Raw genomic sequence first — 23,452 nt, 5'->3', positions numbered from 1 at the left:
TGCTGATGATGCTCTGGGCGAATTTTCATGGCGGTTTCCTGGTCGGCGATATCTTGCTGGTCCTTTTTGCGGGTGGCGCTGTCATTCAGTATCGCCGCCAGGTTGCAACCGTGAAGCACGTTGTGCTGTGGACAGTGACCGGCGTTGCTGCCTCGTTGCTCAGCCCGACCGGCTGGCTGGCGTTTGTCTCTTTCAAATACTATAATACCGATACCATAGAAAAAATCGGTGAATACCAAAGTACCCTGCAGAAGTTCGAAGCAGGGGGATATGGCGTCGTCATTCTGTGGGCGTTGATTGCCCTGTATTTTGCTGGGGTGTTACTGTCACGCCGGGTCTACTGGCCGGAATTCCTGGTCGCTATTTTTTTAAGCTGGTTCTCGTTCATGCACCTGCGCAATATCGGGCTGTTTGTCCCGGCCATGCTGCCGGTGATCGGCAGTGTGATACAGCGCGCGGGTAAAGACTGGTTACCGTCCCGACACAGCTATGTGTTGCGCAGTGTCGCCTTGCTTGCCGGTGCCGGGTTTTTACTATGGATAACCACCGGGTTCGTCGAGCGCCGCGTTGACCAGGGCGCAGTCAGGCAGGTTTATCCTGAGCAGGTGATCAGTTTTCTTGAGCACAGTGACTTGCAGGGGCACATGTTCAATGATTACGAATACGGTGGTTATCTGTTATGGCGACTGGCACCGCGTATCAAGGTGTTTATTGATGGGCGGGGACTCGGGGAAGATGTCTTTGCCGACTACATGACAATAAAAAGCGCGTCACAAACCCGCATTGGCGGTCGCCCTGAGTTTGATTTTCTTTTGAGTAAATATCAGGTCGATTTTGTTGTGCAGCAAGTTTATCAGGGGGATGGCAGTATTCAGCCGTTAATGACGGAATTACTCAATCGTGACGAATGGGTGCCGATTTACCAGGATAGTACGGTGTATGTGCTGTGCCGTCAGACCGATAAAAATGCGGCGACAATCGAACGCTATCGCATAGAAAAGAACGAGTTTAAACTGCGCATGTCACTCCTGTTCAGCTATCTGACCCGGCAGTCTCCGGATGAGGTCGGCTACAAGATTGCCTATGCCGGGATGTTGATTTATCTGGGCAATATTGAGCAAGCACGCGAGCAGATTGAAGAGATTCGTCTTTTATCACCTGACGAACCTGCCTTGGCCCGTCTTAAAAATGACTACAACATGCTGCTTGGCCGACTGAACCGGAATTGATGCGTTATGTCTTCCCGTTTTTTTTCACTGACGTTCTACGAAAAAATCATTTCGCTGCTGTTCTTTTGTGCTGTTTTTATTTTTTTCACTCAGCCCATTTGGCTTGTCAGTGATTTTTGGTGGCATCTGGCAACCGGCCAATGGATCGTTTTAAATCAACAGATACCGGATTTTGATCCTTTTCTTTTTTCATCGACGAATGAATTTTTTGATCCCAGAAAGGACGCCATCTATAAAGGCTACTGGCTGGCGCAGGCTTTTTATTATTACCTTGTCAGCTATACCGGTTTTAGCGGGGCTCTTTTATTCAAGGCACTCTCGCTGCTGACCATCTTTGTGGTGCTCTGGAGATATTTACTGTCGAAAAAAATCAGCTCCACTCTGGCTTTGACCCTGATCTCACCTTTGATTCTGCTGGCTCAACCCTATGCGGAGCTCAGACCGCAGGTCTTTTCTTTTCTGGGTATCGTCCTTCTGATTACGGTACTTGAGCGTGGATTTGATCAGGTTTCACGCGGTACAACCATAATCCGCAGCCAACTGATGTGGGTCCCGGTTATCTTCCTTTTTTGGGGCCAGTTACACCAGGCGGTTATTATGGGCGTTGCCTTCCTGACGCTATATTTCGTCTGGTTTGCTGTTCGCCGCGATACTCTGCGCACGTTGCGATTTTTCCTGTTGTACGTCGCATCGCTACTGGCCGCGCTGGCCAATCCGGTCAACCTGGAGGTCTATCGGGTGATGTTTCATGTCGGGCTGTGGGGGGCCGGTGACATCGCCGAAATGGTTGGCAATAATGAAGAATACCGGATGACCTGGAATGTTCTGGTTGCGCGTGACGAAATTTTTCTGCTCGCGCTGCTGGTCGGCATTGCCGCATTCGGGGCGTTGATCTTGCTGGTACGCTGGCGGCGGCATGACACCTTTCATCTGCTGCTCTTTTTAATCTCGCTGATTATCGGCTTTTCATCGTTTCGCTATGCACCGATTTTTGCGTTCCTGGTGCCGATTCTTATTGCCGACAAGCTTGCCGCCGTCGCGTTTTTTGCTTCCCCTCGGTGCAGGAGAGGTGCTGTCGTCATGGCCGGCCTGTTCACCCTGTTTTTCGCGCAGCAGTCTGCGGCCCGCACCGTGTTGCGCGATAACGTAACGACGACAACAACGATCAATGGCGTCGTCAAATATTTGGAAGAAAATGATGTTCAAGAAAATATTTTCAATCCCTACGAATGGGGAGGCTACCTGATTTGGAAATTTTATCCCAAATACCGGTTTTTCATGGATGCCCGGGCGCTCGACGCCAACGTTTTTCATGATTACCGGGCGGCTGTCCAGGGGAGAAAATCAACTGTATTCGCAAAATACGATATCAATACGGTTGTTTTCTTCCTGATTCCCCCTTCAGCCAAACAGATGCCCTCTATTTTTTACTCTTTGATCAAAGATGACTGGTGGGATTTAAGCTACGTTGACGACTATGCCGTTGTATTCAGAAAAATGCACCGTGTGCTGCCGTTGGCCCTGCAAAAAAAATCTGCATTTGTCGATACGCTGTTAATCAACTCCTTGTCGAAATTGGCACAGTCGCCGGAAAATATCGATTTTTTGCAGACCGTGGGTCAGCTATATTATGTCAAGGGCGACGATGCAAGGGCATTGTCCTTCTTTCAAAAAGCCCGGGAAATTGATCCGGACAATGCTTTCAGCGAACAGTGGGTTCAGTTTTTGCGCACAAGGATATGATATCGGCATAATTGCAAAAACTTCTTTTTCAAAATAGATGCTCTTGCAAAACTCATCGGATGGCTAAGCAAAAATTTCGTCCTGCAAGGCCTGGTGTTTTTTCAGGGGCGAAGGCCAACATCAGGTAGGTCGAGGTCCTGAAAAAGCAGCGTAACGCAGCAGGGCGGACTTTTTGCGACGCCATCAAAATAGCCTTGTATCCAACTGCCGTTCATGTTTAAATTCCCCGTCTTGGCTTTGCCAAATATCTCAGTAACTATTCACCTACCCGTTCAAGGGTCGTCATCCCCGAGTGATCCTGTCGGGGATCCAGACTTTCAACCCTGAAAAATCTGGATTCCGGCTAAAATCATGCCGGAATGACACTGTAGGAGCGGCTTCAGGCGTGATGATTCGCGGCTAAAGCCGCTCCTACAGAAGAGCTGAACAGTTACATATCTCACCTCCCTGGGAGGGATATATGCATATCAAAAAATCTGCAAAAAGTGCCAAAAGCAATCGCCCCAAGCGCCGCAAGATTAAATTGCGCGGTTTTAACAACCTGACCAAAACCCTCTCTTTTAATATTTACGATATTTGCTATGCTCCCACGCCGCAGGCGCGCAAGGAGTATCTGGAGTATATCGACGAAGAGTATAATTCGGAGCGGCTGGTGCGGATCCTTAATGAGGTGGCCGACATTATCGGCGCCAATGTCCTCAACATCTCCAGTCAGGATTACGATCCGATGGGGGCGAGCGTCACCATGCTGATCGCCGAGGAACCGATTGAGCCAAAACCGGAGCAGGCGCTGGCACACCTGGACAAGAGTCATCTGTGCATTCACACTTATCCGGAAAGTGATTCGCGTTCGGGGATTTCGACTTTTCGGGTGGATGTCGATGTCTCGACCTGCGGCAAGATCAGCCCGCTGAAAGCGCTCAACCACCTGATCGAATCGTTTGAGTCGGATATTGTTCTGCTTGACTACAAGGTGCGTGGTTTCACGCGCGACACCAAGGGGCGCAAGCATTATATCGACCACCGTATCCACTCGATTCAGCAATACATCAAAAAATCAACGCTGGAACTGTACCAGTGTGTCGATATCAACATCCATCAGGAGAATCTTTTTCATACCAAGATGTTGTTGCGTGATTTTGATTTTGCCACCTACCTTTTTGGCGCCACGCCGGAGAATTTTTCTGCGGAAGGCGAGCGGCGGGTACGCGAATCGCTGCGCCGCGAAATGACGGAAATTTTCTACTCGAAAAATATCTTCTAATCCTGCCGCTTGCGACACTGCCGGTTTTTTAATGCTCTGCCAGCGTACTCCGCCCAGTTTTATCTGTATGCACTCGCCTCCACCTCTGTTTTTTCAGCCATCCCTTATAGACACTTGCAATCATGGTACTTTTTGTGTTTTATTTGTCGCTGTAAATGAATTTAATTCATTATCTTTCGATAATAATTTTCAGTTATTTTCATATAACCAGAGACGGTCCGGCTTATGCGTTTTACCCGTGGACAGCGCTATTTCCTTTATCTTCTTTTTTCTCTTTCTGGCGGCTGCGCCCTGATTTACGAGATTCTGTGGACCAGGCACCTGGCGCTCCTGTTCGGCACCACAATCTACGCGGTCAGCATCGTCGCCGCATCATTTATGGGCGGCCTGGCGCTTGGCGGCTACCTGATCGGACGCTATGCCGACCGCAAAGCCAACCTGCTGAAGATCTACGCGGCGATCGAAATCGGCATCGCGGCAATGGCGTTTTTGCTCCCCCATGCCATCGACCTGGCTGGCGAGCTGCATGTCGCTTTTGAGTTTTTTATTCCCGACTACCAGCTGCTGATCCACATCAGTCGCTTGTTTTTTTGTGCTGCCCTGCTCGCCCCACCGACAATTTTGATCGGTGGGACTTTTCCCCTGATGTGCCGACTTTTTGCGCGCGAAAAATGTGGCGGGCAAATTGGCCGACTTTACGCCATGAACACCCTGGGAGCTGTGGCCGGAACCTTTCTGGCGGGATATGTGCTGATCCCGCAACTCGGCATGAACCTGACCGGGGGGATCGCGATAGCCGGAAACCTCAGTGTCGCGGTCGGTGCCTTTGTCCTCGCTCGCGGTCGCGGCCGGGTTCTCGCCAGCGAAGCCGAGCCGCCCACAGTTGCTCACCTTAAATTCAGGAATCATCGTCTGGTGCTGTTTGCCACGGCGATGATCGGGTTTTTTTCACTGGCTTATGAAATTCTCTGGACGCGGGTTTTCCTGCTCTATCTGGGCAACACGACCTACGCTTTTTCTCTGATTCTGTGCACTTTTCTGATTGGCATTGCGCTGGGTGGCGCGCTCTACGCCCGCCATGTTCACCGCGCAATGGATGAAAGAAAAATCTTTATCCGACTCAGCGGTCTGATGGGACTGGTGATCCTGGCAACCGCCCCCGGTTATGACTATCTGGCTTATGTCTTCCAGTGGGCTCACATCTTCTCGGGGGAGAACTGGACGATTTTAACCCTGCTCTCGTTGCTGATCGTTTTCACGGTCATGTTCATCCCCACCATGATTTCCGGAGCGTTGTTCCCTGCCGCTGTGGCGATTATCGACCCTGGCAAACTGCGCACCGGTTCGGGGGTGGGTCTGGTGGTGCTGTGCAATACGTTGGGGGCGGTAGCGGGGAGTATTGCGGCAGGCTTTGTCATGGTTCCCACGTTTGGTCTGCTCAACAGTTTTCGTTTGCTGGCCCTGCTCAACATTGCGCTGACCTTTTTTTTGCTGATTAAATCTACGATGAATAATCGCCGCGGCATCCTTTACCCGGTGCTTGTTGTCACCCTGGTTGTCATCGTTTCGGTGCCGCTCAAGTGGGATCAAAAACTGATGAACGCGGGCGTTTATGTCTATGCCCATCGCTACGCCAGTGAGGGGGGGATCGACCACGTGCTGGCGCAGGAGCGATTGCTCGATGTGATCGAAGGGGTCGAAACCACGGTTGCGGTCTTTGAGAGTCTCGATCAAGAGCACCGTTTTTTCACGGTTAACGGCAAGACCGACGGTGGCACCGGGCGCGATATCGCGACCCAGCTACTGGTCGGTCAACTGCCACTGCTGCTCCATCCCGATCCGGCCCAGGTGATGGTGATCGGCCTCGGCACCGGCATCACCTTGCGCGGGATGAGTGACCACCCGACCCGCTCCATCTACTGCGCCGAAATCTCGCCGGAGGTGGTTGCGGCAGAAAAATATTTCCGTGAAGAGAATGACGCAGCGCTTGAAAACCCCAAGATCACCCTGGACGTTGTCGATGGCCGCGAACGCCTGATGGTTTCCGAACGCACTTTTGATGTCATCACCTCACAACCGTCCAACCCGTGGCAAACCGGGAACGCCAACCTGTTCACTGCCGATTTTTATCGCCTTGCCGCGACCCGGCTGAAACCCGGCGGTATTTTCTGCCAATGGATCGGACTTTACGACATCACACCGACAAATCTGAAGATTGCGTTGAACACCTTTCTCGACACCTTCGGCCACACCCTGGCTTTCCGCTCCGGCACCGATCTGATTCTGGTCGGCACCACCAGCAGTATGTCTTTCGATTACCTGTCGATCAAAAAACGCCTGGAAAATCCACGCATCGCCGCAACGCTGAAGTTGATCGATATCGCCTCGCCGGGCGATCTGCTCGCCAGACACTTCCTCTGCTCTGCTGAATCGCTGCAATCGTTTACCTCCACAACACGGCAAATCAATACCGACAACCTTCCCGTTCTGGAATTCTCCGCCAAAGACACCCTTTATCTGGCCGCTACCGGCAAACTGCAAATGACCAACATTGACACCCTGCTCGAACACATGGCGAACGTCTCCTTGCCCCTTGGCAATCTGGGCGCCACGAACCAGATCATCGCCCGGTCGCTGCGTGACATCGCGCAGAGTTTTTCAAAAGTTGGCCGTGATAGCTACGCAAGCAAGTTTATGCAAATGGCACGGAGCATTGAATCAAAGTAGTATTGCAGCCCCAACCAGCGCCATGTGACTCCTTTTGCTTTAGTCCTGATCAGCGTTGATCATGAAAAAGGTTTTGTGCAAAAAGCTAAGTGGACGCTGATGAACGCTGAAAAGGCGGATTTAAGAACTTGAAAACCTTTTAACAGGGATGAAGGGGATAAAAGGGATCTGGTTATGCACTTAACTCGGGTAGTGTTTAAACATATCAAGGAGCGACATCCCTGTTGCAAATCCTTTGCTGGCAGACCGCAGACTCTTCGCGGCTGAAAGCCGCTCCCACAGGGACTGGGCTGCAATAATGGTTGTTGCAGGAGCGACATCCCTGTCGCGAATGGGTCGCGTCTGAAGACAACTCTTACAGGAAGTTCCCATGAGGAATAACCTGCCCCCATGTGACTCCTTTTGCTTTAGTCCTGATCAGCGTTCATCATGAAAATCAGCGTCCCATGAAAAAGGTTTTGTGCAAAAAACTAAGTGGACGCTGATGAACGCTGAAAAGGCGGATTTAAGAAATTGAAAACCTTTCTTTTCAGGGATGAAGGGGGGTGGCCCGGTTAAATTGTGGCCCTGTGGGAGCGGCTTTTAGCCGCGAATACGCCCATTCGCCACCCAGGGCTTCGCGGCTAAAAGCCGCTCCTACAATGCTGATGAACGCTGAAAGGGCGGATTCAGAACCACAGATTTGTCACTCTCGGGCACAATTTTGAATCTGAACTGGGTGCCCAATCATTACATTCCATACAGAGAAAGGCCGGGGAAACCCGGCCTTTCTCTGTAGCTAGCATGGTGCGTTATCAATCAGCAGGGGTGAACGTTGCCGCTGCCGACGATACGAGGTTTGAGATACTTCTTCATCATATCCTCCTTGGTTTAGGGGTTAATGTTTTTTTTATTACCACGGGGTGACCTTGTTCCAGCCACCGACGTTGTCAATCGGGTCATAACGGTGACAGTTCTGGGCGGTGTTGTGGGTCGCTGTCCATTCACCATTATCCGCTGTACTGGTCCAGTAGCTCTGGGTCGAGCCTTGCGCATTGTCCCAGGTGTTGTGGTTAGTATCGAGGCAGTTGGTGATCATCAGCTTCGGCAGACGCGAGGCATGCGGATTATGACACTTGGAGCAGGTGAAGGCGTGATAGCCAATGTCAACGGTCGCCACATCCACCGTCGCACCCCAGAAATAATCATTGTAGCTGCGCGCCCGTGTCGGAACGGTCGGGGTAAATTTAGGGCCGCTGACCGCACCACGATAACCATAGGCATAGTCGTCACCGCTCCCGTTTGCAATATCAATAGCGATATTCTGTAATCCCATGGTAAAAACATCACCGACAGAAAGAGTGCTAATTTTCACCCGCGTTGGTGCCGGACGCCCTCCGATGCCATTGCCGAAGATGTTGGCCGCATTGCTGGCCGTCCCTCCAATCGCCGCATTACTGTGACCATTGCTGCCGATCCAGAGATTTCCGTCAGAGGTCTTGTCCATGTTGTCGACATCGGCCCCATGACAGAGAGTACACAGTCCGGCCGATGTCGCCAGCGACAAACCTGCCGTCGGGGAGTCATTGTTCTGGTCGATCTGGTAGCCACCCATCTCGTTACCACCGGCACGTGGCACGGCTCCATAATTTGCAACAACGGTCGTGTACGTCTTGTTCCACGGTGCGCCGTCCTCCGGATACGGGTTGCGGATCCAGGTGCCACGCAGGTAGGGCTGTCCGGTCATGGTGTCACCATGCGCCTTATTGAGGTTATGGACATCGTGACAGTTGGAACAACGGATCTTATCAACCGTATCTTTTGTCTCAGAATAACTACCCATTGCCCCGGTCACAGCACTGGTGCCAAGCTCATTGGTCGAGTGGGTCGATTGAATCGGCCCGGTTTTGTAGGCAAAGTTGGCAACCGGACTGCTCCAGGTGGCTGTCGTCCAGTTCGAGGTGGTCACCGAGCCATAGTCGTAATCGGAAGCGTTTGGCGGCCTGGTGGAAGCATTATTGCCGCCGGTATCGGTGCCCCACTCAGAGATACCGTTGGCGTCGTGACAGCTCCAACAAAGTTCAGCCTCGGTCGCTGCGGCTGCACGTCCGCCGATCGACTTCTTCAGGTGGATTCCACCGGACTTGTAACTTAGTCCGACCTGCGAACTGTTGCCGAGAATCAGCGCGGTACCACCGACATCGTCGAGCGGATGGCCACCGATATGACAGTAAGTGCAGTTCCCCTGCATCGGATCGGTCGCCCAGCCATTATCCAAATCCACGACGCCACCGGCCGGGTCAGTGACATGACTCGGGGTAACACCGCCCATGCCGTGACAACCGACGCAGTCAAAGCTCTGCGCGCTGTCCCATTTCGGCGCAGAAGCCGAGGGGTGGCAACTTTCCGGTGACATGCTGCCACAGGTACCGGCGGTGGTCGGCGTCCCCGGTGTCCAGACAGCATTATCACCGGCGGCGGTCAGATCGAGCTGGACGTCAATGTCGCCATTGGCGTGTTTGCCATCAAGATTGTTACCATCTTTGTAATCCCCCTCGTGACACAGGTTACAACTGTCTCCCTTGCTGAAACGGAAGCTGTAATTGAGGTGCTTCTCGTGCTGGCCGATGTACTTGCGCTCAGCCTCGGTAGCTGCCGCCAGGTCATAGTTGCCATGGTTGTCAAGCGCCGGGGCAGCCTTGACCTGATCGGTGACGACCCCTCCGTTTGCTGCTGTTGCATCAAACGGTCGATTGTAGAACGTGTCGGTGGTTCGATCCGGATTACCATGACAGGAGGCACAGTTCAAATAGGCCGCGGATGTCCAGGTGGGGATCGAAATAGTATTGTAAACCGTACCAGCACCATCCGGGTCGCTCCCGGCTGCGGAGTGGCAGCCGCCGACGCCAAGCGCACCGAAGTTACTGCAGGTGCCGTTATCAACCCCATCGCCGACGGCCGCATAGCTGCCAGCACCAAAACCGCCGAAACCGTCGGTGTCGTCATAGAGCACGGTTCCGCCTGGCGTCCCGTCGTTGGTGTAGTAGATGCGGTTGCCGGAAATGATACCGGAATGGACGCCGCCCGGTCCATAGCCCATGGTCAGGATGCCGTCCTGATGATCGAGACCGTAGCTGGCGACGGCGGCACCATGACACTTGGTGCAATCCTCAATGGTAAAACCATGCAGTTTGTGGTTACCAACCGATTCAACAACACTTGGTGCGGTGGTATGACACATCCCGCAGTGTGGCCCGCCGACAGCCTGATCGCTGCCAGCAGTTTTCGCCGTTGAGAGTGGTGAACCGTTCCCTGCTTCATCATAGGTTTTGATCGCGAAGTAGTACAACGTTCCAGGGATCATCCCGGTGACCTCGAACTTCTGGATTTTGCCGCCGAAATCGGGGGACGGCTCATTGACCGCTTGCTGCGCCGCTGCGAAATTCCCTTCAGTGATCGGAGCAGTCGAGTAGCGGATATCGTAGTAGGCCGCCCGCCCGTGATTGTGATAATCATCCCCCGGTGCGGTCCAGATCAGCTGAACCGATCCGGCTTTCGGGCGGACTTTGGCGACCAGATCATCGATCGGACTCGGAGCCACATAGTCGGCAGTATCGGCCGTGCCCAGCCCGGTGATGTCGAGGGGCGTGTGCGAATAGCCATCGCCGGCGTTGACCCGCACGGCGATCGAACCGCTGCTGATTCCGGCCGTCTGGGTATCCCAGACATAGCTCAGGGTCGTGGCATCGAGACCTTCCGCGATCACGTAATCGTACGAAGTGCCGCCGTTGTTTGAACCGTAGAGGTCATAGTGAATGGTATCGCTGAGGCCATCCGCTGTATCGGTTGCGGCGTTCCAGACGATCTCAACCAGGGCATCGCCAACTCCGATGCCGGTGGTGCCGTTGTTGGTCGCAGCGGTCGGCGCAACATTGACAATCTGTTCGGCCAGGGTCACATCCCCACGGTAAGCGGTGCTGCCGTAGTTGAGCTTGACGCCGACGGATGTCGTTTCGCGAACTCGAATAGAGAGGCGTTGACCGTTGGTAATCGTCTGCCCGCCGACATCGACAATCTTGAACTGATAGACACGATCGGCGCGCGCCCCGAGGGTGACCGCCTTCGGTGTTCCCAGCGCGACAAAGGTCCCGATGGTCCCGTCGGTGGTATAGCCGACGGTCGCATCGACCGTAGCCGCACCGTTCCCGGTATCAAGATAGACCGCAAAGGTGTCAACAAAGTAGTTGACCGGAACTGTGTTGTTAGTGGCCGGGGCGAAGACCGCAGGGAGAACCGTACCGACAACCTCGGTTCCTGCGCTGCCATCTTGAACCAGGGCCAGGGAGCCATTGGTCCGATATGTGTGGTAGGTCTTGTCGACCAGGGGAACCGCTGTCGGCGTGACCGACACCATCTGGGTGTTGGTATCACAGTTGTTGAGAGCGTCGCAGGCCCGCACCCCCAGGTGATAGATGGTGTCGTTGACCACCCCGTGGGTATTGTTCAGTTCGATCTTGTTATCGGTCCAGCCGGTCACCACCGGTGTATCGACATTCATATTCAGGGGACCGGACGCCTCATCTTTCATCCAGATCTTGTAGGTAATCGGCATGGTATGGTCTTCAGCCGACGTCCAGTAGAGGTTGATGGCCTGTCCTTCATCCCCCTTGACCGCCTTGTTGGCGCCACCGAAGTCAGGAGCCTGGGTATCAACTGTCGGCGTTGCACTGATCGTATTCGATGTTGCTGACCAGTTACCGGCGGTGTCTTGTGTTCTGAGACTGAAATAGTAGGTGGTGGCCGGGGTCAGATTCTCAACCACCGCCTCGGAAAGGTAGCCCTCAGCGTAGGCGGCAGGCAGGTTGCCGGCATAGTTGGTTGTGGAATTGTAGTCCGTAGCAATGGCCGCGCTGGTGCCGTAGCGCAGGTCGTAAACATACGGCGTGGTATTGACCAGATTATTATCGTCGCCCGGCGCATTCCACGACACCTTGATGGAGCGTGGATTCGGGCCGGAGACAGCGGCCAGCGTCACCGCTGCTGGCGGCACATTATCGGCGTACCAGTGCGGTGTGGTTGTGTTGTTAAAGTGACAGTCGATGGTCGCACAGGAGTTGGTCGCGGCATTAAATACACCGTCGCTATCGTTGCCACCACCGATGATCCGCTTGTAGAACCAGTTTCCTGCGCTGTGTTGTGGCAATGTCGCGGTACCATCATTGTGATAGCTGCCGGAGCCAATCTCAGGGCCATGACAGTAGCCACAAGCGTCGGACTGGGCGATACCCTTGGCGATCATAGCCGCCATGTGCTCTGGATGTTTCCCTGGCTGGTCATCCGCCGTGGGGACGCCAGCCCCGGCGGTGTTGCCGTCCGGCCAGAAATTGCCGGCCTGGTTACCGTGGCAACCATCGCAACTGCCGCCGGAGGAGGCCGCGTCACCGGCGACGGTGTTGTACACCCAGCGTGGCGCCGATGGAGCGGTCAGGTTGACCAGGAAGTCATGATTGGCGTCATCGGCGCCAACCCCATCGTTACTGGCACCATCGTGACAACCGGCGCAACCTGATCTCCAGGTGCCCACCGGAGCCTCGTGGCGGCTGGAGTTGGTTCCGTTACTGTTGATATTGATCTGACCGTCGCCGTGGAGGGTCGTCCCCTCTGCTGCCCAGTCATTGGTTCCGCTAGTCCACGGGTAATTGCCGGTCGTCGCACCGATGACGTGACACGCGGTACATGCGTAACTGAGGTTACCGGTATCATTGTGGTTCGAGCTGTTACCACGCGTCGGAGTTGCCGCATGGCCGACACCGGTGTTCCAGCCGCTGGCGTAGTCGCCGTGACAGTTGGCACACTCGGTTCCGTCGCTGTTGGCGGCAGTGGCCGACCATTTGTAAGTCCAGCTGGTGCCGGCGCTGTGGCAGGCGGTGGTACAGGTCGGGGTCGCGCCGTCGGTGAAGCCGGCAAACATGCCACGATCGGTATTGGCCGGGCCATCGGCAACGAAAGTGCCGTCAACGTGCGTACCGCCCGCTGCGGGCAGGGAATCGTGACAGAAGGCACAATCGCCTCCCGCTCCGGCAATAGTCTGATCATGCACCACACCGGAGACGGTCGCCGTGACGGTATGCATCGCGTACTGTGGCATGTTGCTGCCACCGCCGATGTAGCCACCGCTGTGGCAATCGGTACAGGCCAGCCCCGGCGTGCCGTCAAATTCGGTCGTTACACCGGTGTGACAACTATTGGTACAGGTAATATTCGGTGTTGTTCCGGCGGTGGCGGTGATCGTCGCCGTGTTGTAGGTCACGTCGCCGCCGATATGCGCCGCGTTGGTGGCCGGAGTATGGCAGTCGTCGCAGCTGTTCGGAACGTAGCTGCCATTGTTGACGTGAACGACGTGCGTGCCCGTTGCCGGTGTTGCCGCATGACAGATCGTACAATCGGCGAGGGTTGCACCCCAGGTGTAGGTGTTATCGGCCGGAGCGCCACCCTTGCCGTCTTCATGGCAGGCATTGGTACCGCAGGTACCGCCGCTGTAGGTGAAAGCGACGCTGCCGGCGATATCGTAGCTGTTATCGAGATGGCCACTGGCCGGAGCGACGTTGCCGGCCCAGTCGGTGGCCGCAGCGTGACAGTCGGCACAGCCGATAGCAATACCGAACGTTGTTGCGGCACCGGTATGTGCGGTGTGCGCGGTATCGCTGGTGACATCGACATGGCACATGACACAGGCGCTGGTGTTGCCGTCGTACCAGCCGAAGATGTTATCCGGTGTGGTCTTGTTGAAGTGACAATCGACGGTGGCACAGGTGTCGGCGACATTGTCATAGACGCCGTTGTCCGCCGCCTTGGTCCACATGGTGTACATGGCGTTGACTTCGGCAGGCAGATTGGCTGCAATGCCGTGATCGCCGTCGGAACCCGGTGTGTCGTGACAGTAGGAGCAGAGCTCCTTCTGCTTGGCATCGGCGGTGCCGTTACCATTGTCGGTCAGCAGTTGGGCGAGCGTCTCGCTATAAACCTGTGCAGCAAGGGCCACCAGGTGCTCCTGGTGCGCACCGGCGGTATCTTCATCGGGCGTCACGCCGTCCGGCCAGTAGCCGTTGGCGCTGGTCCCCGCGTAGCCGCCGTGACAACTGGAGCAGAGAACCGAAGGCTCGTTGCCACCCACTGTGGCCGTTGTGAACGCGGTGGTGGTCACGGTGAAGTTGTGCGCCGCGTCGTTGCCGTGGCAACTGGTCGTGGTGCAACCGGCCCGATCGGGATTCGGCACCGTGTCGATGGCGAAGGTGTTGATCGCCGTCTGGTTCATGGTGATCTTGTCATCACCGTGGTTGCTGGTGATGCCGGTCGGATCCCACTTGCTGGTCCAGTTGTAGCCGGACGCCGAACCGATGGCGTGGCAGTCGGTACACGGATAGGTCAGCGTGCCGGTGTTGTTGTGCTTGCTGCCGCGAGTCGGGTTCTCGGTATGCGGCGCAACTCCGGTCACCCAGCCGTTGGCGTAGTCACCGTGACAGTTGGCGCACTCGCTGCCGTCGCTGTTGTAGGCGCTGGTCGCCCACTTGTAGGCCCAGGCGGTCCCGGCGCTGTGGCAGGTGGTGGCACAAGTACCGGTTCCCTGAGTGTAACCGGCAACAGCGGCAACCGTCACCGCAGCCCCGCTATCGAGAGTACCGTCGGCATGGCTGGCCGACGGAGCGGTGGTGTGGCAGGTGACGCAGTCGGCGGTGCCAGCACTGCCGTCGTCGAAAGAGCCGTCGTGGGCATTGCCGGTGACGGTGGGCAACGGATTGTTATCGTGCAGACCGGAGGTCGGGTTGTAGGCAGCGGTGTCGGTATCGGTATGACATTCCAGACAACCGGCGCCGGTCGCCGGAATGGCGATATCCCAGTCCGGGGTGCCAGTGGCATGACACGCGGCGGCGACACCGGAACCGGAGCAGGTGTTGCTGACATCTTCAAACACCATATTGGTACGAACAACAGCCGCTTCATCATTCAGCGCGGTGGCCATCCCGGTGTACATCGCGCCCTGATCAGCACCGCTGATGTCATCAATATGTGTCAGTGGCCCGGCGGTCGGAAGCGCGCCATCATCGAGGGTATGACAGTCGGTGCAGCCCTTGCCGGCATCAAAATGCTCGTCATGGCTGAGCGACAGATCACCTGCATTGCCAGCGCTGGTCGGCGCAGCCGCGTAGTAGTGACAGGCATCGCACGCCAGACCGGTGGTGTCGGTCCAGCGTCCGCCATTGCCGACGGTCGATGCATGGCAGGCAGTGGCACAGTCGAGATTGGTGGCGTTATAACCGACCGTGGTGTTCAGAATCGTTTTGCGTCCGGCGGTATTGCTGTGATTCAGCGTTGCGCCGATATCGGCAGTAAGATCGTAGCTATAGGCATCAGCCCCGGTGTGACAGACAGCACAATCGGAGATATCCTCGACATCCTTGTCGTTGCTCGCGGACTGGCTGTGGCGCACATGGGCGCCGGTAACCGGCGGGAAACCGTGACAGTCGTTACAGGCGGTGCCGACGCCGACTTTAAAGGCATCGGTGTCGCCGTGGCCGCCGTGGCAGGTGAAGCAGTCGGTCCCCTGATAATGGTCGCCGGTGCTGTTGTCGGCGTTGTTGTGGCTGGTCCCGGCGGCCACCGTGTGGCAGGTTGCGCAGATATCGTCGGCATTGGCCTCGCCCGCGCCACCGGCGGCGCCGTCATCCTCGTCGTAGGAGTTGAGACCAAAATCGGTCAGGTTGTCAAAGAAGACATCGGCGGCATACTTGCCGGTCAGCGACGGGTCATGGCTGAGCTGGTCGGCCCGAGTCGTCCAGATCATCTGAATGTTCTGATCGCCATGGACGTTATGACAGGCGACACACAGCTTGCTCTGGTGGGTATTGATCGCCTGGGTCGCTACCGATGCAGCGTTGACCGACCCTGGAGTGGCGCCGTGACAGCTGGCGCAGAAGCTGTCCTCGTTCCCCGCGTAGGTCGCCGGGAAAGTGTCATCGGTGCGCATCAGGTAATCACCGTTGATCCCGTCCCAATGCAGCGGACTGTCGGCCAGGTGACAATCGAGACAGTCCAGATTGGCGGCGACATTGCCTGATTGGGCATAGGCACCACTGGCGGTCGGGCGATTGTGCCCTGAGGTCCGCGCATAATCGACCGTGACGACCGTGTGCGTGTTGAAGTCAGCGCCGCATTGCGTGCCGCTATGACAGGTGGCGCAGTCGGTGGTAGCCGGGTTGCCCCAGACCGGCAGAACCTCGCCGGGATCGGCATCGTAGCCGTGGCATTCTTCGCAGATATCTTTGAAAGTGACCGGGTCTACCGGCGGTGCCAGATCGACAAGGCCATCAAGGTGACCAGCGTGGGTGCCGGCGTCAGCACCGGTCCCGTGGCATTGAGCGCAGGTCAGCAGCGGGCCGTTGGTATCACTGAAGTGGCGAGCATGTGAGCCGGTGGTAATCGGGCCGACGCCGCCATCACCACTGATATCACTGGCAATCCCGCCATGACAGGTATCACACTGCATGTCGGTGCCGTTGTCCCAGTCGACGCTGTTGCCGGTGTCGGTCGGGTCATGACAGTAGGAAGCGCAGGTCCCGGTGCCGGGATCATAATTGACCCCCACGGCATTGACCGCCAGAGCATTATACAATGCCGAACCGCTGGTCTGATAAGCGACATCGATCAGACCGTTGACATGGGTGCCGCCAGCACTTCCGTCCATCGCACCGATCGCCAGGGTGTCGGCGTCGAGCGCGGTGTTGACGTGGCAAACCGCGCAGCTGTATGTCTGCCCCATATTGAGGGTCGTTGTGCCCCCCAGGTGGGCGAGGTGCACCGCGGAATTGGATTTGCTGGTCATCGTGGCGGTGTTGTTACCGTGACACAGCGCGCAACGATTCGCCTGACCGTAGATGGCGCCAAACCCACCGGCCGCATAGTTGGCACCGGTGCCAGCCCAGGGCGGCGTGATGTTGACCGTGGTGTAGTCACGGGTCGGACGGCTGCCGCCGTAAGGCGCGCCGTTGGTATGACAGTAGACGTTCGAACAGGTGTAGGTACCGGTGCCATCATACGCCGGCGTCATGTTGCCGGTTTTGGCGATCGCGTCGAAGAATAAATCCCGGAACGTGTCGGGACGGGTCGCCGGAGCCTCACGGTGACCACCCGCGCTGGCACCGGCATCGGGACCGTGACAGACCTTGCAGTTATCGACCCCGGCGGTACCAACAAAATACCAGTCGAGGGAACCGGCCGGACTGGTCGGCAGATCGGCCCCGGCGTGCACTTTGTGCCCGGTGGTGGTTTCATCCTTGAAGTGACTGGTGCTGTTCAGATAGTCGTAAGGGGCGCCCTGATCAGCGGAGTTGTTCTCGGCATAACCGCCGTCGTTGGCCGGAACCAGTTGCCGGTCGCCGGGAACGTTGAGGTAGGGGGGGAACCCGTGGCACTGCCCGCAGGTCGCGGCCGAAGCATCACGATTGAACGAATAGAGGTTAGCCGGATCGTTGTGCCGGTGACAGGCGGTACACTCGTTGGAGTTGCCAGCTTCATGCTCGGTGGCCATTCCTTTCAGCGGCGGTGCGTTGACGTCGCCGTGACACTGCTCACAGAGACCGCCAGCTTGCCCCTCAATATCATCGGCCCACTTGGTGCGGGTGGAACCGCCAACCGGATAGACGCCAAAAGTGATCGGCGCAGCGGCACCGTTAATGCCGCCGGGGCGGGTCGGCAGTGGCTCCCGCGACTGCGCACGAAGGATATAGGCGTTCGGGGTGCCACCGTTGTAGGCGTGACCACCGTGACAATCAAGGCAACCGAGCATCTGTGTGGTTTGCCCGTGCAGCTCCATGGCGTGACAGGTCTGGCAAAGATTGGAACGCAGCTGGGCGGTTTCATTGCGGTTTGCGCCGGTGCGCAGCGGGCCGTCGGTACGCAGGATGTAACCGTCACCGTTGACCAGGGAACCATAGTTTGCCGAACCGTCAGCCGTGGTGGAACTGGAATCGGTAAAGTGCGTGCCATGACACGATGTACAGGAAACGCCGCCGTTGACCAGACGGACATCGCCATTGGCAACATTGACCAGGGGGGTGGCTTTATAATCGTTCGGCGCGGCAGCAACCGAGGCGCTGTAATCGGCAATAATCGGGTGGGTTTCGTAGGCAGAGGCGTTATTGACATTCCAGCCTTTATGGCAATCCAGACACAGCTGATCGGCATCGACCGGGACTTTAAGGAGAGCGGTCTTGACCGTTGCATCGGCATGCGGATCGTGGCAACGGAAACAGACCAGCTTGCCGCGGGTTATCCCGTAGCGACCGTTGAATTGGCGAGCATAGGTTGTCGGCGTGGTAGCACCTGCCGCAGCGACCGTTTCACCGCTGAACTTCATCCACAAATGTGACGACTGCTGACCCGGTACGGCAGCAAACTCGGCGACGGCGGTGTTGTATGCGTTACTGGCATCACCAGCGGAAAAATGCCCCTTCATGGTGTGCGATTGAGCATCATTAAAGACGTAGCTGGCATTGGCATGACAGGCAACACAAACACCGCCGTCCAGACTTGAAAAATCAAGTCCAGGTCTGTGACATTCACCACATGAGAGAAAATGGGTCTGCACCGCCACGGCAAAAACAGGAATTGCCAACAGCATCACCAGACATACAACCACTTTACGCACCGTAGATAACATCACCGACTCCTCTACCTTTTTGTCCAATTACCCGTCACCGAATAACGTCATTTTCAATTTGATTTGCAGATTAATTTCCGCGTTGCTGCGGAATCTACAGAAAGTTAACGTTGTTTAATATTAAGACATTTCACCTAAAGTTAACTATATTTAATAAACTTTTATTCATAATTGTACAGTGGCTCACTGGGTTTCATCTGCAAATATAATGCCGCCTTAACAATGTATATTCCGCTCCTTATTTTCCAGAGATTCGTGCCTGTTTGGTGCATCCTCACCTCACAACATCTCATGACTATTCACGCCATTTGGCAACAACACCCTGTCATCCCGCCATAGCACCAGCTTGAATCCTGGATTCAAGCGCTCCCTTCTCACTGTTTTTCAACCTGCCGTGCGTGGCCTTTTTATTGCATTAGACTTGGCTAATAAATGGAGGTAACATGACTGATCGCCCTTTTGCCAAAGCTCTCGTTTATCTGATCTTCACTCTTTCGGGATTTTGTGCCCTGGTTTATGAAGTTCTGTGGAGCAAACATCTTTCGTTGACCTTCGGCACAACGATCTACGCGGTCAGCATCGTCACCGCAACGTTTATGGGTGGAATCGCCCTGGGCAGCTACCTTATCGGCCGTTATGCCGACCAGAAAAAGAATCTGTTGACCATCTATGCGGTGCTCGAACTGGGCATTGCTCTCAGTGCGCTGTTCTTTGCTCCGGCCCTGATGGCCATTCAAACTTTTTATGTTTTTCTGGTGCAGTCGTTTGGCGGAACGGGGTTCGCCAACGCTCTGCATATTTTCTTTTCCGCCATTCTGTTATTGCCGGCAGCGGTCTACATGGGGGGCACCTTTCCGATCATGTGTCGTTTCTTTGCTCGCCAGAAAAGTGGCGGACAGATCGGTCGCCTCTATGCGATGAATACCCTGGGCGCCATGGCGGGTGCCTTTTGTGCCGGTTTCTATCTGATTCCAACGTTTGGCCTGTCAACCACCGGGTGGCTCACTATTGCCGCAAATACGCTGATCGCGATCACCGCACTGGTCCTCTCGCGCAGTCTTGGCAAGGCGGAAGCCACGGTCGACGTATCGATGAGCAAACGCCATTCCTTGCCGCAACTGGCGGCTGACAACAAGGTTCTGCTGTTGAGTATCAGTGCCATCGGCTTTTTTTCGCTGGCGTACGAGATTCTCTGGACTCGCGTATTTCTGCTCTTTCTCGGCAACACCACCTATGCCTTTGCGCTGATGCTCAGCGCCTATTTGATCGGCATTGCTATCGGCGGCGCACTTTACGCCCGCAACGTTCACCCGCAGCTCAACGAACGCCATATCTTTATTGTCCTTGCTGGTCTGATGGGGGTTTCAATCCTCGTCACGGTGCCGTTTTATGATCAACTGGCCTATCTGTTCCAGTTTGCCCACGAGGCATCCGGCGAGCGCTGGTGGCACCTGTCAACGCTCTCGTTCCTGATTGTTTTTAGCGTGATGTGTCTGCCGACCATCTTTTCCGGCGCGCTCCTCCCGGCGGCGGTTGCCATTGTCGATCCGGGGAAAGCCCGCACCGGTGAAGGGGTGGGGCTGGTGGTATTTTGCAACACGACCGGCGCGGTGCTCGGCAGTCTGGTCGCAGGATTCACCCTGATCCCGGCGTTCGGACTGTTGAACAGCTTTCGCTTGCTGGCCATCGCCAACATTCTCCTGGCCATTTTTATCTCTTATCGGCTAACCACGCAGCGCTCAAAAGCTTTCGTCCCGATCCTGCTCATCGTAACACTGGTGGCAATCTTTCTGCCGACGCAGTGGGATCAGTCCTTGATGAACAGCGGTGTGTATATTTACGCGCCGAAATACGCCAGCATGGGAGGACTCAACAAGATCCTTGCCGCCGAAAAAATTATCGAAGTGATTGAGGGGGTCGATACGACCGTTGCGGTTCATGAGAACCTGGATGGCACGAATCGTTTCTTTACCGTCAACGGCAAAACAGACGGCAGCACCGGGCGGGATGCCGCAACCCAGATTCTGGTCGGTCATCTGCCGATGCTGCTCCATCAGAGTCCGCAGGACGTGCTGGTGATCGGCCTGGGAACCGGGATGACGCTAAAAGGATTGAGCAACCATCCCACGAAAAATATCACCTGTGTCGAAATTTCTCCCGGCGTGGTTGAGGCATCGTCTTACTTTGACGACGCCAACGACTTTGCCCTGTGCGACGCCAAGATCAATCTTGTCCTCAACGATGGACGCAACCTGCTGCTGACCGAGCCACATAATTACGACGTGATCGTTTCCGAGCCATCAAACCCCTGGCAAGCGGGGAACTCAAATCTCTTTACCGCTGAATTTTACGATCTTGCCGCCAGTCGCTTGAATAGCGGAGGAATTCTCTGCCAATGGATCGGCCTTTATGATATTGAACCGGGCAACCTTAAAATTGCCTGCAATACCTTTTTGCGCACCTTTGAACACGTTTTGGCCTTCAAGGCCGGATCCGACCTGATCCTGCTGGGAGGGAACACACCACTGCAATTTGACTACAGCGCACTGCAGGAGCGCATAAACCATCCCCAAATCAGCCAGGTGTTAAGAGAGATTGAGATCGAATCAGCTGGCGACCTGATCGCCAAACATTACCTGTATGACCGCAGTGCGCTCCTCGATTTTGCACAAGGGGCCGGACTTAATACCGACGATATGCCGATTCTGGAATATTCCGCCAAATATAATCTGGGTGAGCATACACTGGGCGAGTTCCAGGCCACCAATATGCAAAATCTTCTCGCCGCGCAAAAAAACATTATTCTGCCGATTATCAATCTTGGCGCAACCCGCTGGCAAGTCGCCGAGAACCTGCGCGAACTGGGGATCGGTTATTCCAAATCGGGGCGCAGCGATACGGCTTCCCACTTTATGCGCAAAGCGCAATCACTCGAACCGGGGAAAACGTCACCAGCCTACAATTGATGGCGTCGCAAAAAGTCCGCCCTCCGGCGTTACGCTGCTTTTTCAGGACCTCGACCTACCTGATGTAGGCCTTCGCCCCTGAAAACCCACCAAGCCTTGGAGGACAAAATTTTTGCTTAGCCATCTCATTCTTTTTTGCAGATGCATTGCCATTGATCAGCATGTTGGAAAATTGACAGGAGCTGGTAAGCTATCAGGGAGATGGTTCTCTTGGCGCAATTTTATGATGGAGTCTCCCATGTCTGAAGAACGCCGTCACTACGGTCGAATCCCCTTCGGTATCGAAATCCTCCTGCGTACCCCGGAGGAAACCTGTCTTGGAACGCTGCTCGATATTGCCCTTAAAGGTGCGCTGCTGGAGTTCCCCGCCCCGCCGGAAACCTTCGGCATGGGGGCTCTTGGTTGGCTGAAAATCCGCCTTGAAAATGATTTCGTGCTTGAATTTACCGTTAAAAACGTTCATGTCGATGGCTTGCAGGTCGGCGTGCGGTTTACCGAATTCAGCCTCGACACCCTCAGCCACCTGCGCCGCCTGCTGGAACTGAACAGCGGCGACGCCGAGTCGGTCAAGAATGAATTACCCTTTCTGATTGAACACGAATAACCTGTTCTGCGGCATCCCTGTTGCAAATCCTTTGGTGGTAGATAGAAGACCTTTCGCGGCTGAAAGCCGCTCCCACAGGGGGGGGTGGTGCATGAAAACCAAAAAAGTGTTTTCTCCGTGTCCTCCGTGATCTCCAGTGAGCGAAGCGAACGGGTGGTAAATAATGAAACCCTTCGCGGCTGAAAGCCGCTCCTACATAAGCTGAATACCCTATTTCTTCTTGCTCCGGGGGTGTGCCGCATCATAGACACTCATCAGGTGATCCATCCCGACTTTGGTGTATTTCTGGGTGGTTGACAGCGAGGCATGGCCGAGGAGTTCCTGAATCACCCGCAGGTCGGCACCACCATCGACCAGCAGGTGGGTGGCAAATGAATGGCGCAGATCGTGCGGGGTGGCATCTTTGAGGATCCCGGCTCTGAGCAGGCAGGTTTTCATCTTGCGCTGAATCGAGCGTTGGGTCAGGCGCCCCCCGTTCCGGTTCAGAAAGAATGCTTCGCCCGGATCGGGCGTCGCGCCACGGCTGGCCAGATAATCGTGCAACGCCACAAGTGCCTTGCTACCGACCGGCACAATCCGTTCCTTGGCACCCTTCCCCATCACCCGCACCTGATGCTGTTCAAAATCAAGATCGACAATATTGAGCGCCGTCAACTCACTGATCCGCAACCCGCTGGAGTAAAGCAGCTCAAAAATCGCCCGGTCACGCAGGCCCCGCTGATCACCTCCGAACTCGGCGTCAAGCAGGGCAAAAACCTGATCGACTGACAGGGTGTTCGGCAGATACTGTTCGGCTCGGGGCGTCCCGAGCAGGTCGGCGGGACTCGCGGCAATGCGTCCTTCTCGCACCAGCCAGCGAAAAAAGGTCCGCAGGGTCGACAGTTTGCGACCAATACTCCTTTTGCTGTTACGTCTGTGCAGCAAGGCCAAAAAACGGCGCAACACCAGCGTATCAACCGTGCACGGATCGAGCGGCTTGCCCTCGTCTTCGAGAAAACGGACAAATTCGTCGAGATCACGCCGATACGCGGCGCGGGTATGGGGCGAGAGATTGCGCTCGACATGCAGATGGTGTTCAAAAGTGGTGACAAGTTGTTTCATGATTCTTCCCTGATAGCGCGCTGAAGACCATCATGCCAGCAAACGATCACAAGTGCAAACGATTGACGCTCTGGAAAACGCGTGCGATAATGCTTGATGGCGTCGCAAAAAGTCCGCCCTACT

8 protein-coding genes are annotated in these 23,452 nt (G+C 55.6%); 6 read left to right on the top strand and 2 right to left on the bottom strand.

What is annotated here, in order from left to right; all coding sequences use genetic code 11:
* The 4 genes from K0A93_02520 to K0A93_02505 form a co-directional block, all read left to right on the top strand.
* Positions 1 to 1,229, top strand: a 1,229-nt coding sequence (locus K0A93_02520) for a tetratricopeptide repeat protein (GenBank protein MBW6510980.1), incomplete at its 5' end; no start/stop codon positions are given.
* A gap of 6 nt (positions 1,230 to 1,235) precedes the next feature.
* On the top strand, positions 1,236 to 2,972 hold the full coding sequence (locus tag K0A93_02515) for a hypothetical protein (GenBank protein ID MBW6510979.1): 1,737 nt from the start codon (positions 1,236 to 1,238) through the stop codon (positions 2,970 to 2,972).
* Between the two features lie 460 nt (positions 2,973 to 3,432).
* Complete coding sequence (gene speD / locus K0A93_02510; protein ID MBW6510978.1) at positions 3,433 to 4,236, top strand: adenosylmethionine decarboxylase; 804 nt, start codon at positions 3,433 to 3,435, stop codon at positions 4,234 to 4,236.
* 225 nt (positions 4,237 to 4,461) lie between these two features.
* On the top strand, positions 4,462 to 6,963 hold the full coding sequence (locus K0A93_02505) for a fused MFS/spermidine synthase (protein MBW6510977.1): 2,502 nt from the start codon (positions 4,462 to 4,464) through the stop codon (positions 6,961 to 6,963).
* Positions 6,964 to 7,855: 892 nt separating this feature from the next.
* Here the strand turns inward: K0A93_02505 and K0A93_02500 are convergent.
* The gene (locus K0A93_02500) at positions 7,856 to 18,658 is read right to left on the bottom strand and encodes a CxxxxCH/CxxCH domain-containing protein (GenBank protein ID MBW6510976.1); all 10,803 of its coding nucleotides are present in this window, start codon (positions 18,656 to 18,658) and stop codon (positions 7,856 to 7,858) included.
* A gap of 443 nt (positions 18,659 to 19,101) precedes the next feature.
* On the opposite strand from K0A93_02500, the gene K0A93_02495 reads away from it, so the two are divergent.
* Together K0A93_02495 and K0A93_02490 are read left to right on the top strand one after the other, a co-directional pair.
* Complete coding sequence (locus K0A93_02495) at positions 19,102 to 21,624, top strand: fused MFS/spermidine synthase (GenBank protein MBW6510975.1); 2,523 nt, start codon at positions 19,102 to 19,104, stop codon at positions 21,622 to 21,624.
* A 238-nt stretch (positions 21,625 to 21,862) separates the two neighbouring features.
* Complete coding sequence (locus K0A93_02490) at positions 21,863 to 22,228, top strand: PilZ domain-containing protein (protein ID MBW6510974.1); 366 nt, start codon at positions 21,863 to 21,865, stop codon at positions 22,226 to 22,228.
* A 210-nt stretch (positions 22,229 to 22,438) separates the two neighbouring features.
* On the opposite strand, the gene xerC is transcribed toward K0A93_02490, so the two are convergent.
* Entirely contained in the window at positions 22,439 to 23,329 is an 891-nt protein-coding gene (gene xerC / locus K0A93_02485) for a tyrosine recombinase XerC (GenBank protein ID MBW6510973.1), read from the bottom strand.
* Positions 23,330 to 23,452: the final 123 nt, after the last annotated feature.

The sequence above is a fragment of the Desulfuromonadaceae bacterium genome (assembly GCA_019429445.1).
In the GTDB taxonomy this organism is placed as follows: domain Bacteria; phylum Desulfobacterota; class Desulfuromonadia; order Desulfuromonadales; family JAHYIW01; genus JAHYIW01.
This window is presented reverse-complemented; position numbering and strand designations above follow the sequence as displayed.